General features: G+C 71.2%; 16 protein-coding genes and 1 riboswitch. Of the genes, 11 read left to right on the forward strand and 5 right to left on the reverse strand.

Annotated elements, in window-relative coordinates; translation table 11 throughout:
• Nucleotides 1-81: 81 nt before the first annotated feature.
• The 5 genes from ACIBEF_RS06335 to ACIBEF_RS06355 are packed head-to-tail and all read left to right on the forward strand — an operon-like array spanning nucleotide 82 to nucleotide 5,224.
• Nucleotides 82-1,680: an ABC transporter substrate-binding protein gene (locus ACIBEF_RS06335; protein ID WP_396791687.1), complete on the forward strand. Its 1,599-nt coding sequence runs from the start codon at nucleotides 82-84 to the stop codon at nucleotides 1,678-1,680.
• Nucleotides 1,650-2,669, forward strand: coding sequence for an ABC transporter permease (locus tag ACIBEF_RS06340; protein WP_396791689.1), 1,020 nt, complete (start codon nucleotides 1,650-1,652; stop codon nucleotides 2,667-2,669). The genes ACIBEF_RS06335 and ACIBEF_RS06340 overlap by 31 nt, the downstream gene beginning before the upstream one ends.
• Nucleotides 2,662-3,546, forward strand: coding sequence for an ABC transporter permease (locus ACIBEF_RS06345; protein ID WP_396791691.1), 885 nt, complete (start codon nucleotides 2,662-2,664; stop codon nucleotides 3,544-3,546). Before ACIBEF_RS06340 ends, ACIBEF_RS06345 begins: the two co-directional genes overlap by 8 nt.
• Nucleotides 3,543-4,547 (forward strand): ABC transporter ATP-binding protein, encoded by a 1,005-nt coding sequence (locus ACIBEF_RS06350; RefSeq protein WP_396791693.1) that lies wholly within the window; start codon nucleotides 3,543-3,545, stop codon nucleotides 4,545-4,547. The genes ACIBEF_RS06345 and ACIBEF_RS06350 overlap by 4 nt, the downstream gene beginning before the upstream one ends.
• On the forward strand, nucleotides 4,544-5,224 hold the full coding sequence (locus ACIBEF_RS06355; protein ID WP_396791694.1) for an ABC transporter ATP-binding protein: 681 nt from the start codon (nucleotides 4,544-4,546) through the stop codon (nucleotides 5,222-5,224). The genes ACIBEF_RS06350 and ACIBEF_RS06355 overlap by 4 nt, the downstream gene beginning before the upstream one ends.
• An 81-nt stretch (nucleotides 5,225-5,305) precedes the next feature.
• Here ACIBEF_RS06355 and ACIBEF_RS06360 read toward each other — a convergent pair whose 3' ends face one another.
• The 5 genes from ACIBEF_RS06360 to ACIBEF_RS06380 all read right to left on the reverse strand — a co-directional run bounded on the left by ACIBEF_RS06360 (nucleotide 5,306) and on the right by ACIBEF_RS06380 (nucleotide 7,124).
• Nucleotides 5,306-6,205, reverse strand: coding sequence for an ABC transporter substrate-binding protein (locus ACIBEF_RS06360; RefSeq protein ID WP_396791696.1), 900 nt, complete (start codon nucleotides 6,203-6,205; stop codon nucleotides 5,306-5,308).
• Between the two features lie 181 nt (nucleotides 6,206-6,386).
• Nucleotides 6,387-6,560: a hypothetical protein gene (locus tag ACIBEF_RS06365; protein ID WP_396791698.1), complete on the reverse strand. Its 174-nt coding sequence runs from the start codon at nucleotides 6,558-6,560 to the stop codon at nucleotides 6,387-6,389.
• The gene (locus ACIBEF_RS06370; RefSeq protein WP_238668483.1) at nucleotides 6,557-6,775 is read right to left on the reverse strand and encodes a hypothetical protein; all 219 of its coding nucleotides are present in this window, start codon (nucleotides 6,773-6,775) and stop codon (nucleotides 6,557-6,559) included. The genes ACIBEF_RS06365 and ACIBEF_RS06370 overlap by 4 nt, the downstream gene beginning before the upstream one ends.
• Nucleotides 6,772-6,951 (reverse strand): hypothetical protein, encoded by a 180-nt coding sequence (locus ACIBEF_RS06375; RefSeq protein WP_396791701.1) that lies wholly within the window; start codon nucleotides 6,949-6,951, stop codon nucleotides 6,772-6,774. The genes ACIBEF_RS06370 and ACIBEF_RS06375 overlap by 4 nt, the downstream gene beginning before the upstream one ends.
• Nucleotides 6,948-7,124: a hypothetical protein gene (locus ACIBEF_RS06380; protein ID WP_396791702.1), complete on the reverse strand. Its 177-nt coding sequence runs from the start codon at nucleotides 7,122-7,124 to the stop codon at nucleotides 6,948-6,950. Before ACIBEF_RS06380 ends, ACIBEF_RS06375 begins: the two co-directional genes overlap by 4 nt.
• A 233-nt stretch (nucleotides 7,125-7,357) precedes the next feature.
• Here ACIBEF_RS06380 and ACIBEF_RS06385 point away from each other — a divergent pair, with 233 nt between their 5' ends.
• From ACIBEF_RS06385 to ACIBEF_RS06410, 6 genes are all read left to right on the forward strand, one after another.
• Complete coding sequence (locus tag ACIBEF_RS06385) at nucleotides 7,358-8,485, forward strand: helix-turn-helix domain-containing protein (protein WP_396791704.1); 1,128 nt, start codon at nucleotides 7,358-7,360, stop codon at nucleotides 8,483-8,485.
• Complete coding sequence (locus ACIBEF_RS06390) at nucleotides 8,482-9,060, forward strand: HD family hydrolase (protein ID WP_396791706.1); 579 nt, start codon at nucleotides 8,482-8,484, stop codon at nucleotides 9,058-9,060. Before ACIBEF_RS06385 ends, ACIBEF_RS06390 begins: the two co-directional genes overlap by 4 nt.
• Before the next feature lie 295 nt (nucleotides 9,061-9,355).
• Nucleotides 9,356-9,573, reverse strand: a riboswitch (cobalamin riboswitch).
• 121 nt (nucleotides 9,574-9,694) lie between these two features.
• The gene (locus ACIBEF_RS06395; RefSeq protein ID WP_396791708.1) at nucleotides 9,695-11,818 is read left to right on the forward strand and encodes a copper resistance protein CopC; all 2,124 of its coding nucleotides are present in this window, start codon (nucleotides 9,695-9,697) and stop codon (nucleotides 11,816-11,818) included.
• A gap of 65 nt (nucleotides 11,819-11,883) precedes the next feature.
• The gene (locus ACIBEF_RS06400; RefSeq protein ID WP_396791710.1) at nucleotides 11,884-12,486 is read left to right on the forward strand and encodes a copper chaperone PCu(A)C; all 603 of its coding nucleotides are present in this window, start codon (nucleotides 11,884-11,886) and stop codon (nucleotides 12,484-12,486) included.
• A gap of 23 nt (nucleotides 12,487-12,509) precedes the next feature.
• A complete protein-coding gene (locus ACIBEF_RS06405) occupies nucleotides 12,510-13,718 on the forward strand; it encodes a Dyp-type peroxidase (protein ID WP_396791932.1) in 1,209 nt (402 codons plus the stop codon).
• Nucleotides 13,715-14,269, forward strand: coding sequence for a copper resistance protein CopC (locus ACIBEF_RS06410; protein ID WP_396791711.1), 555 nt, complete (start codon nucleotides 13,715-13,717; stop codon nucleotides 14,267-14,269). The genes ACIBEF_RS06405 and ACIBEF_RS06410 overlap by 4 nt, the downstream gene beginning before the upstream one ends.
• The last annotated feature ends 103 nt before the right edge of the window (nucleotides 14,270-14,372 follow it).

A 14,372-nucleotide genomic window follows, 5' to 3' on the forward strand; every position in this document is an offset into this window, starting at 1 on the left:
CAATTGTGCCACCGTGATCATCACTGTAGGCGGCTGCACCTGCGCGCCCACACCCCGTTCTCCACACCACAGGAGCGTTCCGTGACCCGGATCCGTCCGATCTTCCGACGCCTCGTGGCGTCGACAGCAGCGGCCGGGATGCTCGTCCTCGCCGGCTGCTCGGCGCCGACCACCCCGGACAGCCCAGCCGGCGGCGCGACCCTGGTCGTGGCCACCTCCGACGAGCCCGACGCGCTGAACCCGGTGCTCAACTTCGGCGTCGACGGCGCCGCGCTGATCTTCGACGGGCTCGTCGCCCGCGACAGTGACAACCGCCTCGTTCCCGGGCTGGCCACGGCGTTGCCGGTGCTGTCCGCCGACGGACGCACAGTGACCGCGACACTGCGTGACGGGGTGCAGTTCCACGACGGCACCACGCTGAGCGCAGCGGACGTCGCCTTCACCTACCGGGCGGTGCTGGACCCGACTGTGGACTCCACGCTCCGCTCCGACCTGGACATGGTGGAGTCGGTGACCGCGCCCGACGCGGCCACCGTCGTCTTCCGGCTGCGCTACCCGTACGCGCCGTTCCTCCAGCGACTCACCCTCGGCATCGTGCCGTCGAAGCTGCTCAGCGGGCAGGACATCAACACCACCGGGTTCAACCGGAAGCCGATCGGGACCGGGCCGTACAGGGTCGAGTCCTGGACGCCGGGTGACCGGCTGGTGCTCACCGCGAACGAGCGCTACTTCGGTGGCCGGCCGGCGAACAACCGGGTCGTGGTGGCGTTCGTCGCCGACGACAACGTTCGCGCCCAGCGGATGCGGGCCGGTGAGTTCGACGCCGCCGAGCTGCCGCCGAAGCTCGCCTCCGGATTCGACTCCGACACCGCGTACCGGGTGCAGCGGGTGCCGACCGCCGACTACCGGGGCGTGATGCTGCCGATGGGCAACCCGGTCCTCGCCGACCCGGCGGTCCGCCGGGCGCTCAACCTCGCCGTCGACCGGGCCGCGATGGTCTCCGGGATCCTCGGTGGCGCCGGCGAGCCGGCGTTCGGACCGGTCCCCCCGACCTCCGAGTTCGCCGACCCTTCGACAGTCGGCACGCCGACCGCCGACGCGACGGCGGCGAGCGCGTTACTCGACGCGGCCGGCTGGAAACCCGGCTCGGGTGGGGTGCGGGCCAAGGACGGCCGGCCGGCCCGGTTCACGCTGATGTACCCGGCAACCGACACCCTGCGCAAGGACCTGGCCCTGGCCGTCACCGCCGACGCGAAGAAGATCGGCATCGAGGTCACCCCGGCCGGGCTCACCTGGGACGCCATCGACCCGCGAATGAAGTCCGACGCCCTGCTGATGGGCTACGGCACGCCGTACGACCCGGACTTCGTCTCGTACAAGCTGTTCAGCTCGCAGTTCGCCGGGCAGGGCTACTTCAACCCTGGCTCGTACCGCTCCGAGGTGACGGACCGCGCTCTGCAGGAGGGCCGCGACCAGATCGACCCGGCGCTTCGCAAGGCCGCGTACGCGCAGTTCCTGAAGCAGTTGGCCGCCGACGTGCCGTGGCTGTTCCTCACCTACCTGCGGCACACCTACGTGCTGAAGTCCTCCGTCCAGGGCGCGGCCCCTCGGGTCGAGGCGCACGAGCACGGGGTGGCGAACAGCATCTGGTGGAACATCAACACCTGGACGCGCTCGTGACCCGCTCCGGCCGACTGGCCGGGGCCGGGGCGGTGGTCCGACGCCGCCTCCTGGTCGCCGTCCCCGTGCTCGCCGCGACGAGCATCGGGATGTTCGCCCTGGGGGCCGCCTCGCCGGTGGACCCCGCCAAGCAGTACGCGGGCGCTGCGGCCTTCACCGCCAGCGAGGAGAACCTGGCGCAGATCCGCGCCAACTGGGGTGTCGACGACCCGCTGCCGGTGCAGTACCTGCGCTGGATCGGCAATCTGGTCCAGGGCGATCTGGGCTGGTCGACGAGTCGTCACGAGCCGGTCGCCTCGGTGCTCTCTGCCCGGGCCGGCTGGACGCTGCTGCTGATCGGGGCGACCCTCGCCCTGGTCCTGGTCGGCAGTCTGCTGCTGGGGGCGCTGGCCGCGTACCGCCGGGGTGGGTTGTTCGACCGGGGTTTGCGGGCGGCGGCCTACGCGGTCGAGTCGATGCCGGTGTTCTGGCTGGGCCTGGCCGCGATCGCCGTGTTCGCACTGGCCCTGGGCTGGTTTCCGGCGGGCGGGCTCACCGATGTCACGGCGACCAGCACCTCCTGGGCCGACGTGGCGCACCATCTGACCCTGCCGGTCGGAGTGCTTGCCGTTTCCCAGGCGCCGTGGTTCGTGCTGTTCGTCCGGGACGCGGTGGCGGAGAGCATGCGCGACGACCACGTGCTCGCGGCGCGGGCCCGCGGGTTGCCCGGGCGGACGGTCCTGTTCGGGCACGCGTTACGGACCGCGCTGCTGCCGTTCCTCACCCTGGTCGGCACCCACCTGCCCGAGCTGGTCGGCGGGGCGGTGCTCGTCGAGACGGTGTTCTCGCTGCCGGGCCTCGGTGCCGTCACGGTGGCCGCCGCGATGGGCAGCGACTTCCCGCTGTTGGCGGCGATCACGTTGGTCACCACCGCCGTGGTGCTGGCCGCGAACCTCACGACCGACCTCGCCTACGCCGCCGCCGACCCGAGGGTGCGACTCGATGGCTGACCTCGCTGCCCGACCGCCGCTGCTCCGCCTGGCCCGGTCCCGGCTACGGTTGCGACCCGGCCAGACCGGTGCCGTCGTCGCCGGTCTGGTCCTGCTGGTGGCCGTCGCCGGCTCGCTGCTCGCACCGCTCGTCTGGCCGCTCGACCAGAGCGCGGTCGCGCTGGACCAGACCCGGTTGGCACCGTCCTGGACCCACCTCGCCGGCACCGACGACCTCGGCCGCGACGTGGCACACCGGGCCGTCTACGGACTGCGGGTCTCGTTGCTCGTCGGCGCGGTCGCCGCCCTCGTGGCCACGGTCCTCGGGGGCGTGGTCGGCGGGATCGCCGGCACGCTCGGCGGCCGGGTGGACCGGATCCTGATGCGGGTCGTGGACACCATCGCCGCGATGCCCCACCTGCTGCTGGGCATCTTCATCGTCGCCATGCTGCGTCCCAGCCTCGGTGCCGTGATCGCCTCCGTCGGGCTCACCCACTGGCTCTCCACCGCCCGCATCGTCCGATCCGAGTTGTTGAGCCTGCGGACCAGACCGTTCATCGACGCCGCGATCAGCGGTGGGGCCGGCCGACTCCGGGTCCTCACCCGGCACCTGCTGCCGCACGTCCTGCCCCGGCTGGCGCTGGCCACCACCCTGATGATCCCGCACGCGGTGTGGCACGAGACCGCCCTGTCGTTCCTCGGCCTCGGCCTGCCTCCGCACCTCGCCTCACTGGGCAACATGATCAATGACGGCCAGGGGTCGCTGCTGACCGGTGCCTGGTGGGCGAGCCTGGCACCGGGCGCGGTCATCGTCGTCGTCACCCTCGCCATCGCGGTCCTCGCCGCCCGCTGGCGCGACCGCCTCGATCCCCGGATCCGAGCGGAGCTGCACCTGTGACCACCACCGAGACCTTTTCGGCCACGGCGTCTCCCCGCGCCGCCGCGGGTCAGCCGCTGCTCACAGTGGACGGCCTCGGCGTCGAGTTCCGGCTCCGCGACACGACGGTGCGTGCCGTCAGCAACCTCAGCCTCACCGTACGGGCCGGCGGACTGCTGGCCATCGTCGGTGAGTCCGGCTGCGGCAAGTCCGTCCTGGCCCACGCCCTGCTCGGCCTGCTACCCGCCAACGCCACGACCACCGGCCACGCCGTCCTGCACGAGCCGGACAGCGAACCGGTCGACCTGATCACCTGCGGTCAGCGCCACCTGGCGCGCCAGGTGCGCGGGCGCCGCGTCGGGCTGGTACCGCAGAGCCCGGCCACCGCCCTGAACCCGGTACGCACCGGACGCCGACTGCTCGCCGAGACGCTGCGGGCGCACGGCCGCGACCGCGCCGCCACAGACCAGCTCGCTGTCGATGTCGGGCTCGACCCGGCGGACCTGGACCGCTACCCCCACGAGCTCTCCGGTGGCATGGCACAGCGTCTGGTCACCGCGCTCGCGCTGGCACCCGACCCGTCGCTGCTCATCGCCGACGAGCCCACCACCGGGCTGGACCGACCCCTGGTCGACCACACACTCGACCTTCTGAGACGTCGCTGCGACAACGGCTCCGCGGTTGTGCTCATCACGCACGACCTGGCTGCCGCGCAACGGGTCGCCGACACCGTCGCCGTGATGTACGCCAGCCGCATCGTGGAACACCGCGACACCGACCAGCTCTTCACCGCGCCGACCCACCCGTACGCCTCGGCGTTGCTCGACGCCCTGCCGGACCGGGCCTTCCGGCCGGTGCCGGGCGACCCGCCGATGCTCACCGCGCTGCCACCCGGCTGCGCGTTCGCACCCCGCTGCCCGCGCCGCACCGACACCTGCGCGGACCGACCAGAGCCGACACCGGTCGCCGGTGGCGGCACGGTGGCCTGCCACCACCCGCTCCCCACGGGAGCCACCACGTGACCAGCCCGCAGCACCTGCTCGCCGACGAGGTGACCGTCTCCTACGGCCGCCACATCGTCCTCGACGGCGTCACAGTGCGGGTCGACCGCGGAGAGACGGTCGGACTGCGCGGGCCCTCCGGCTGCGGAAAGTCGACGCTGGTTCGGGTCCTGGCTCTCCTGCACCGCCCCGATCAGGGTCGGGTCAGCATCGACGGCACCCCGGTCGACGGCATCCGGTACGCCGTACCGGTCGCCCTGCGGACCCGCGTCGCCGCCCTCTTCCAGAGCCCGCGTGCCGCCGCCGACCCCCGACTGAGCCTCGCCGACCTGATCGCCGAACCGCTACGCGCCACCCGGACGCCCGAGCCGGCGGTCCGCGAACGGGTGGCCGAACTCGCCGACCTCGTCGGCCTCACCGCCGACCTGCGCAGCCGGCGGCCACATGCCGTCTCCGACGGGCAACTGCAACGCGCCTGCCTCGCCCGGGCCCTGGCGCACCGCCCGGACTACCTGCTCTGCGACGAGGCCACCGCGATGCTGGACGCCTCCACTCAGGCACACGTCGCCGCCGTCATCCGCGACTATCAGCGGACCCAGCGGGCCGGAGTGCTGGTCATCAGCCACGACCAGACCCTGCTGGCCCGCTGGAGTGACCGGATCGTCGACCTGGCCGATGCAGCGAGGGCGCGCACCTGAATCGCGATCCGGGCCGGGCGGGCCGGGGGCAGCAGGCGACCGGCGACGGCTGTTCATCCCGGCCGCTCAGGCGTGGCAGGGTCACCCGACGTCGGGGGAAACCCGCCGAGCGCGGAAGTCAGGGCGGCCAGCGAGGATGCCGGCGAGGATCTCCGCGCCGTCGACGACCCGCGGGCCGGGGCGGTTGAAGTAGGCAGGCCCGTCGACCACCCACACCTGCCCCTGACGAACCGCAGGCAGGTCCGCCCAGCCGGGTTGCGCGGTCGCCACGGAAAGCTCGTCGATGGTTCGCTCCGGCGTGAACCCGCACGGCCCGAACACCACCACGTCGGGGGCCAGGTCGGCGACCACCGACCACGGGTGCGGGGTGCTGTGCGCACCCGGCCCGAGCAGCAGCGACAGCCCACCTGCGTAGGTGATCTGCTCCGGAACCCAGTGCCCGCCCGGCATCAACGGGTCGAGCCACTCGACGAACAGCACCGTCGGCGCGCCGGTCACCGGCCCCGGCAACGCGGCGAGGCGACGCTCGGCGTCAGCTCGGATCTCCGCCGCCCTGACTTCGGTGCCGGTCAGCGCGGCCACGGCATCGACAGTGTCCAGGATCCCGTCGATGGTCCGCGCCTCCAGGGACATCACCCTGGTGTCGAGATCGATCAGACCAACCGCGTCGTTGACCCGCTCGTAGGAGACCGCACACACGTCGCACAGATCCTGGGTCAGGATCAGATCCGGCTTCAGGCCCTCCAGCATGGCAACGTCGAGCTGGTACAACGACGATCCTCGGTGCGCGTCACCGGCGATCGCCGCCGAGATCTCCCGGCTCGTCAAGGTCTCCGGCAGGGACGTCGCGGTCACCGCCGGGACGTCGGCCAGGGCCCCCGGCGGCCAGTCACACTCGTGGGTACGGCCGGCCAGGTGCCCGGTCAGGCCAAGCATGGCCACGATGTCCGTGGCCGCCGGCAGCAGGGAAACGATGCGCACAACCGCCTGCCTACCAGGCGCGACCGAGCCACGTCCACTTCCGCACAGCGAGACCACGGCGGCCATCAGCGTGGTCAACGACCGCCTCGGCTCAGCACACCTCGACTGATTTGCGGTAACGGGTTGCCAAGCGGTCACGCGGCTCGCAGGGTTGCTGCACTTCGGTGCTGTGCTGCTGGCGTCAGACGCGGCGCTGTATTCGGACCTTGGGACGCTCGTTCCTGAGGTGGCCGTGCTTGTGCTGTCGGACCTGCTCGTCCCAGACCTCCTGGTCGTAGTCCGGGTCCGGTGGGATCCACTTGTGCGAGCCGTCGCTGTAGTGGAACTTCTCGTCACCGGGCCGCAGGATGCTCACCGAAGCCAGCCGAGGAAGCGTCTGTGCAACGCACCCGCCGGCACCCAGGTCAGGTCCTCGGAGGCCCGCACCAGCTGCGCACCCAGATAAATGGCCAGGGATATCGGAGCGTCGTCGAACTCGGCACGCAGCTCGCGCTGCCGCGTGCGGCAGGGCCAGGGCGCATCGCAGCCGCCGCAACTCCAGATCGGCAGCACAGGGCCGTGCGTGGTCACGCGCGGCCTCCGAGCAGCGCCGCCGCCATCGACCGCGTCTGCTGGCTCGCCGCCCAGTCCACCTGCCAACAGGGGTACGGCGTGAGCAGCGACCACCACGCCCGACAGCCACTGCAAAGGCCGTCTATCCCGGGCACATGTACGACCATGATGTGCCGCTCGGCGTCGTTGCTCACTGCTCCTCCTCGGCGGGCCAGTGCCCCCGGTTGATCGGAATGCGGTGTCGGCTGCGACAGGGCAGCTCCGCCCCGCAACGGCAGATCCAGTTCCACTTCCGCCACGACCATGCCGGGCGGTGTCGCCGTGCCAGGGTCATCGCAACGGCGATCAGGTACTGGTCGTAGGTCACTCGTCGCCATGGTGGTGTCCTGTACCGCATCACTGGCCCCCTCCACCGGGCAGCACTCCATGCCCGACCCCCGAAACGGCGGGACCGGATCTGGAACGTTCGGTAACTGCGACGCTACGATCACGACGGCGGCGGTGGGACTCACCCGCAGTACGAGTGAGCAGGCCAGATGGGCGGCCGCAGCTCTGTGTTCACGGCGGAACGTCGACCACGGGTCAACGTAGGGGTGACGCATGAGAGGTCACGGACGATCAGCACCACATCGTGGCGAGATGACCGGCTACCTGTTCAAACTGATCCGGGAGTCCATCCCGCTCACCCAGGAGCAACTCGCCGTCGACCTGGACGTCGATCGGGTGACCGTGCAGAGCTGGGAGACCGGCCGTCGGCCGTTCACCGCGGTACCACTCGGGCAGGCGATCACCGTCCGACTCCGGCTCGGACGGCTCGGCGCGAACACCCTCCTGCTCGCAGCACTCGACGACGCCGCCGAGGCGGACCTCATTCTCTCCGCCGTCCTCAGCAGACAGGTGGACCGCTGCGACATCGCCGAACAGCCGCTGGGCTGGTCCGTCCTCACCCACCGTCTGACCGACTTGATCCTCTGGGCCGTCCTCGGGCAGATACCGACCTTCGCCAGAGGGCTACCCATCGCCCGTCCCCGGCGGGGTCCAGTCGCGTCCGGGCCGACCCTGTCCGTCGACGAGCAACGTGCGTTCTTCGCTCACCTTCACGTGCTCGCCGAACGCGCCGCAGCCGGACGGCATCGGAGCGTGCTGCTGCACCGGCAAGCGTGCTTCCTCGCTGGCATGGACCCAACCAAATCGGCAGCAGGTTGGCTCACCCTGACCACCGCCCGAGCAGGCCGCACGACCACCTTCCGCACGTGGTCACCGCTGTGGCCAGACGCTCGCTCTGTCGTCACGTCCCTCGCCAACCAGGGCGACCCGGAACCGTTACGAGACTTCATCGCTCGCGCACACCCCGATGACGCCTGCGAGCGAGCGGCCCTCAACTACTCGGCCTACTGGGTAGGGGAAATCCCGTACCGCCAGCGCGACGACTCCTTCATGCCCGAAGCGCTCGCCGACTGGCACGGCTCGATCCTTCTTCGGCACCTGGTCCATCGCCTCGAACCAGGGCATCCGATCGTGGACCTCAACATCCACAACGTCTGGGCTCTGCTGGCCGCACGACGCGGCCTCGCTCTCGACAACCCCGCCGCAGCTCGGGCGCTCCTGGACCGCAGTGTCCCGCTCCTGGACAGTGACCGGATCTCCGCGCAGTCTCGGAAGGAACTAACCTCTATCGTCTACAGCCTGCGGGCGGACGGACTCACCGGCACAGGGACGGGCAGATGACCGACGACCACGACGCCGCCGGAGCGATGAACTTCATCTTCGAAGCCGGCGTCCTCAAACGCGCCGCCCGCACCGGCTGGTGGTTCGCCGGCGTCAAGCAACCCGAATCCATCGCCGAACACTCCTTCCGAACAGCGCTCATCGGAATGATGCTCGCCGCCATGGAGGGCGCCGACCCAGCCCGAGTGTCGATGCTCTGCACCCTGCACGACACCCAGGAAACCCGAATCACCGACATCCCCCACATCGCCAAGCGCTACCTCACCGCCGTACCCAACACCGCCGTCACCGCCGACCAGGTCGCCACCTGTCCCCCAGCCGTCGCCGACGTCATCACCGCCGCCGTCGCCGAATACGAAGCCGGCGAGACACTCGAAGCCGTCGTCGCCCGCGACGCCGACAAACTGGAATGCCTCGTCCAAGCCGTTGAGTACCGCCACCAGGGCATTGACAACGTGCAGCGCTGGATCGACAGCTCACGAGCGGCTCTGAAGACCGCCAGCGCCCACCGCCTTGCCGACGCCGCCCTCAGCGGACAACCCCTGGCCTGGCTCACTCCCCCGCCACAGGAGTAAACGTTCAATACTCGGCGTTGCCTTGATCAAGAGAGGGAACCTAGTCGATCAAAGAAGACGAGGGCAACGCAGATCAGGGTTCGAAGCCGAATACGACCAACCGACTACCTGACCGACCATCGGCATGAGCCCACAACCAACTACAAGATCGTGGTGGTGTCGTGCACAGCGGTAGTCCGTCCCTCGGGAAACCACACCGCCGGAACGCGGGCACACGCTGACGAGGGCACACCGGCGCACACCGCCCGGCACGTCACCCGCTCAGCCCACCCGCGAGGCCGACGGCAGCGCACACGGTTGTGTACGCGGCGCGGGCAGGTCTTCGGACTCGCGGGCCCGACCGGCTCCACGCCGGTCCCCTACTGGCCGTCGCTTCCCAGGCCACTGGCCCAGTGCTGATGACGGCGGTCGTTCCCGCTCACCGCTGCGGGGCAGCCCCGGATTCCCACCGGGTTCCCTCTTACGACGCCCGGCCAGCTCACGACCGGGCGAACCAGCGCCACCGGGAGCATAGCTGAGCAGGAGCGACGGCCCTTCAGCCCGGCCGACCACCCGGGAGGTGTTCGGCTTTAGCCATGTGAGGAAAAAGTTCGTCACCTCTTGTAAAAAGTCTCCGCCCAGTGAGGATATTCAGATGCGTCGTCACCCTCAGATTCCTGGGCGGGTGGTCTCGGGCCTCCTCGCGCTCCTCCTCGCCTCGGCGGTCGCTCTCCTCGCGTCCGCCCAGCCCGCCGCAGCTCACGGGACCCTCGCGATGTCCACGCCGGCGGGTGGCGCCACCGTGCGCGAGCCGCTGACCTCGGTGCAGCTGTTCTTCACCGAGAAGGCCGCTGCCAACGCGTTCTTCACGATCACCGCGCCGGGTGGCACCCGGGTCGACAATGGCTGGTCGTACGGGGAGCCGAAGCCGCTGGACAAGCCGGTGCGCGAGTACTTCCTGGTCAACGGCCAGTTCGAGCCACGCGAGTACACGACAGGGTTCCCCGCGACGGTGGCGGTCGCGCACCTGCCGGCCAAGGGCCAGTACTCGGTGAGCTACCTGTCGGTCGCCTCGGACGGCGACCCCGTACGCGGCACCTTGACCTTCCGCTACGACGGACCGGTGACGGCGGCGCCCAAGGGGTGGAGCCCTCCGTCGACCCAGCCAGATCCGGCGCTGTTGGCCACTGCCGAGCAACACGGGTCGTCCGGGCAGGCGTCGGCGGTGCCGACAGTCGCGGCCGAGACGGCGGTTCCGCCGTCCGCGGCAGCTGCGCCAAACGGGTCTACTGACGAGAGCGGCCCCGGAGCGGTCGCGTGGGTCGGCCTGGCGGTGGTCGCGGTGGCGGCCGCATCGGCCGGATTCGTCGTTTGGCGTCGGCGGACGACCCCCACCGGCCGACCCGCCGGCCGGGGCCGTACCGCGTCGGCGACATCCGCTCGACGCGGGGCCGGCACCCGTCCCGGGACCAGGACCGCCGGCACCAGGATCGCCAGCGCCAAGGCCGCCGGTGCCAAGGGTGCCGGTAGCAAGGCCGCCGTTGCCAGGACCGGCGGCGGCAGAGCGGTCGGTGGCAGGACCGACGCGGACAGGACCGTCGCGGCGACCGGCAGCGGTACGCAGACCTCGGACGGTAAGCGGCGACCCGGCGTCGTGCCGGCCGCGCGTAAGGGCACCGCTGTCGTCGTGGCTCGGACCAGCGTCGCTGTCGATCCAACTCCGACCGATGAGGACGCGAAAGCCCCCGCCACGACGGACAGCCGACCGCCCGTCGACTCCGGGACATCGCCTGACCCGGATCTCGCCACGGCGATGCCCGGGTCCCGGCTGAGCAACACCAGCCTGGCACTGTTCGTCGGTACCCTGGTCCTGGTCCTGGTCCTGGCCCTGCTCGGCGGGTTCGGATTGGCGCGCATCAGCGGCAACGAGGGCCCGGCCGCCAACACCGCCCGGCAGCCCGCGGGCGGTCTGCCCGCCTCCGGCCCGGCAGGGTCCGCGGCCGACGGACACCAACACCCGGCGGGCACCGGACCGCACACGCACCGGGGCGACGGCGCAACGGGCGAGACGCTAGCCACCGGGACGACCGTCAGCGCCGGCGGGTACACGCTGCAACCGCTGGAGCGAACCCAACCCCCCGGGGTACGCGCCGACTACCGCTTCCGCATCGTCGGCACCGACCGGCAGCCGGCGACCCGCTTCGCGGTCGTCCACGACAAGCCGTTGCACATGATTGTCGTGGGCCGTGACCTGACCGGCTACCAGCACCTGCACCCGACGATGGCACCCGACGGCACCTGGAGCGTCCCCATGACGCTGGCCCGACCCGGCGGTTACCGCGTCTACGCCGATTTCTCCGTCACCGCTGCCAACGGCACGCCGCTGCCGCTCGTGCTGGGCGTCGACCACACAGTGCCCGGCGCGCACACCCCGACCGCGCTGCCGCCAGCGCAGGCGCAGGCGACGGCTGGTCCGTACACGGTGTCGATGACCGGCACCGCGACGGTGGGGGTGACGGCGCCGATCCACTTCCAGGTCGCCAGCGCCGACACGGCCACGCCCGCGCAGCTGGAGCGATACCTTGCCGCGTACGGGCACCTGGTGGTGGTTCGTGAGGGTGACCTCGGCTACGTGCACGTGCACCCCGAGCCGGAGCTGGTCGACGGGACTGTGAAGTTCTGGCTGACCGCGCCGAGTTCGGGCCGGTACCGGGCCTTCTTCGACTTCCAGGTCGCCGGCAAGGTGCACACCGGGGAGTTCACGATCAACGTTCCCTGAGTCCGGAACTTTCTCCCTGCTGCGGCCGACCAACCTCCCAGCAGCAACCATCGGAGGAAGAACACATGCGCGCCACCAGCCCGAACGTTTCACGCCGCCGCTCGGCCGCGATCCTCGCCGCCGCGATCCTGACGGTGGGCGCCGCCGGGTGTGGGTCGTCCGACTCCCCGTCGACCGCGCAGGCGGGCCCGTCCGCGTCGGCCCCGGCCAACCCGGACGCTGGTGTGCTCGGCATTCGTGACCCGTGGGTGAAGGCCGCCGACAAGGGCATGACGGCGGCCTTCGGGACCCTGGTCAACGACGGCGACAGCGATGTCACGGTGACGGGCGCCACGAACCCCCTGTCACCGATGGAGCTGCATGAGATGACCATGAAGGACGGCAAGATGGTCATGCAGGCCAAGCAGGGTGGCATCGTGATCAAGGCCAGGAGCACGCATGCGCTGGAGCCGGGCGGCGACCACCTCATGCTGATGAGCCTCACCAAGCCCGTTCAGGCCGGCGACGAGTTGACCTTCACGCTGACCTTCGCCGACGGCAGGACCCAGCAGTTCAGTGCCGTGGCCAAGCCGTTCACCGGCGCGCAGGAGAGCTACGCCCCCGGGCACGGTCAGCCCATGCCCGGCGTGAGCGCCACGCCGGAGATGAGCATGAGCCCCTCATCGTGACGCAGACACCACCCGTCCGGCCGCTGAGCAGGCGCGGCCTGCTCACCGGCGGTGCCCTGGCTGCCGGTGGGGCCCTGGCCGGCGGCGCCGCCATCGCCACGACCCGAACCGGCAGCGGGCAACCACCGGCCGCCGCCGACACCACGACGGTGGCGAGCGTCGGCGGCCTGGTCGAGCCGTTCCATGGCGCCCGGCAGGCGGGGGTGTCCACCGAACCACAGGCGCACGCGTCGTTCGTGGCGCTCACCCTGCGGGCCGGCACCGACCGGGCCGCGCTGGGCCGGATGTTGCGGTTGCTCACCGACGACGCTGCCCGGCTCACCCAGGGCCGACCCGCGTTGGCCGACACCGAGGCCGAACTCGGGCTGCTGCCTGCACGGTTGACAGTGACCTTCGGCTTCGGGCCGGGCCTCTACCGGGCAGCCGGCGTCGACGACCGCCGGCCGGCATCGGTCACCGAACTGCCGTCGTTCCGCATCGACCGACTCCAGCCGGCCTGGTCCGGCGGTGACCTGCTGCTGCAGATCTGCGCGGACGACGCGATCTCCGTCGCCCACGCCCAGCGGGTCCTGGTCAAGGACAGCCGCCCGTTCGCGACAGTGCGGTGGGTCCAGCAGGGCTTCCGACGCAGCCCCGGTGTCGAGCCGGGCGGCCACACCCAACGCAACCTGTTCGGTCAGCTCGACGGCACCGCCAACCCCAGGGCCGGCGCGCCCATGGACACCGCGCTCTGGGTCCCGGAGGGCCCGGCGTGGCTGCGCGACAGCACCACACTGGTGCTCCGCCGGATCAGCATGAACATGGAGACCTGGGACCTGCTCGGCCGGACCGACCGCGAACTCGCCGTCGGGCGGCGGCTCGACACCGGCGCCCCGCTCACCGGGACCGCCGAACACGACGAACCCGACTTCGCCGCCACCGACGCCGACGGCCTCACCGTCATCCCCGACTTCTCGCACATGACCCGCGCCCACGTCACCGACGACCGGTTGAAGATTCTGCGCCGGCCCTACAACTACGACGGGGTGCCGACGGCGGAGGGCCAGGCGGACAGCGGCTTGATCTTCGCCTCGTACCAGGCCGACATCGCACAGCAGTTCCTGCCCATCCAGCGCCGGCTGGCCGACCGGGACCTGCTCAACGAGTGGACCACGCCGATCGGCTCCGCTGTCTTCGCCATCCCGCCCGGATGTCGTCCCGGCGGTTGGATCGGCGAGCAGGTGCTCGCATGAGCGTGCCACCGTCCCGTCCCGCAGCCGTCCGACTCGGCGCGGCGGTGCTCGCCGTCCTCGTGGCGGTGCTCATCCCGGCCAGCCCGGCCTGGGCGCACAACTCGCTCCGAACGGCCACGCCCGCTCGGGACGCGACACTGCCGAGCGCACCGACCGAGGTCACGCTCGAATTCATGCAGCGGCTCGACCCCGCGTTCACCACGATCGTGCTCACCGACGCCGCCAAGCGGAAGCTTCCCACCGGCGAACCGGTGGTCACCGGTGCGAAGAGCACGATCCAGGTGACCGACACCCTGCCGAACGGGACATACACGGTCGCCTACCGGGTCGTCTCCGTCGACGGGCACCCGGTTCAGGGGTCGTACCCGTTTACGGTGGCCGATCCCTCGGCCAGCGCCGCGCCACCTGTCGCCGTCAGCGCGTCAGCGCCCGCCGCCGCGGCAGCGTCCGGCGGCGGTCCGAGTGCCGGTGTCCTCACCGCGGCTGCCGCGCTGGCCCTCCTCGTCCTGGTGGCGGCTGGGCTGCTGTGGCGACGGACGGCCCGACGCTGATCCGACCCGCCCCCGTGCGGCCCGGCCGGACCAGCCCTGACATCGAGACCTTCGGGAACCGCCGGCGTCTTCCCCCCGACTACCAGTCAGGGCCGATGCGACA

Origin of the sequence: Micromonospora sp. NPDC050795, from assembly GCF_044456785.1 — a bacterium.
Taxonomy (GTDB): Bacteria; Actinomycetota; Actinomycetes; order Mycobacteriales; family Micromonosporaceae; genus Micromonospora.

Bases quoted from the DNA above. Each gene is read 5' to 3' on its own strand.
- ACIBEF_RS06385 (WP_396791704.1), top strand. From the start codon at position 7,358: ATGAGAGGTCACGGACGATCAGCACCACATCGTGGCGAGATGACCGGC.
- ACIBEF_RS06345 (WP_396791691.1), top strand. From the start codon at position 2,662: ATGGCTGACCTCGCTGCCCGACCGCCGCTGCTCCGCCTGGCCCGGTCC.
- ACIBEF_RS06395 (WP_396791708.1), top strand. From the start codon at position 9,695: ATGCGTCGTCACCCTCAGATTCCTGGGCGGGTGGTCTCGGGCCTCCTC.
- ACIBEF_RS06390 (WP_396791706.1), top strand. From the start codon at position 8,482: ATGACCGACGACCACGACGCCGCCGGAGCGATGAACTTCATCTTCGAA.
- ACIBEF_RS06410 (WP_396791711.1), top strand. From the start codon at position 13,715: ATGAGCGTGCCACCGTCCCGTCCCGCAGCCGTCCGACTCGGCGCGGCG.
- ACIBEF_RS06400 (WP_396791710.1), top strand. From the start codon at position 11,884: ATGCGCGCCACCAGCCCGAACGTTTCACGCCGCCGCTCGGCCGCGATC.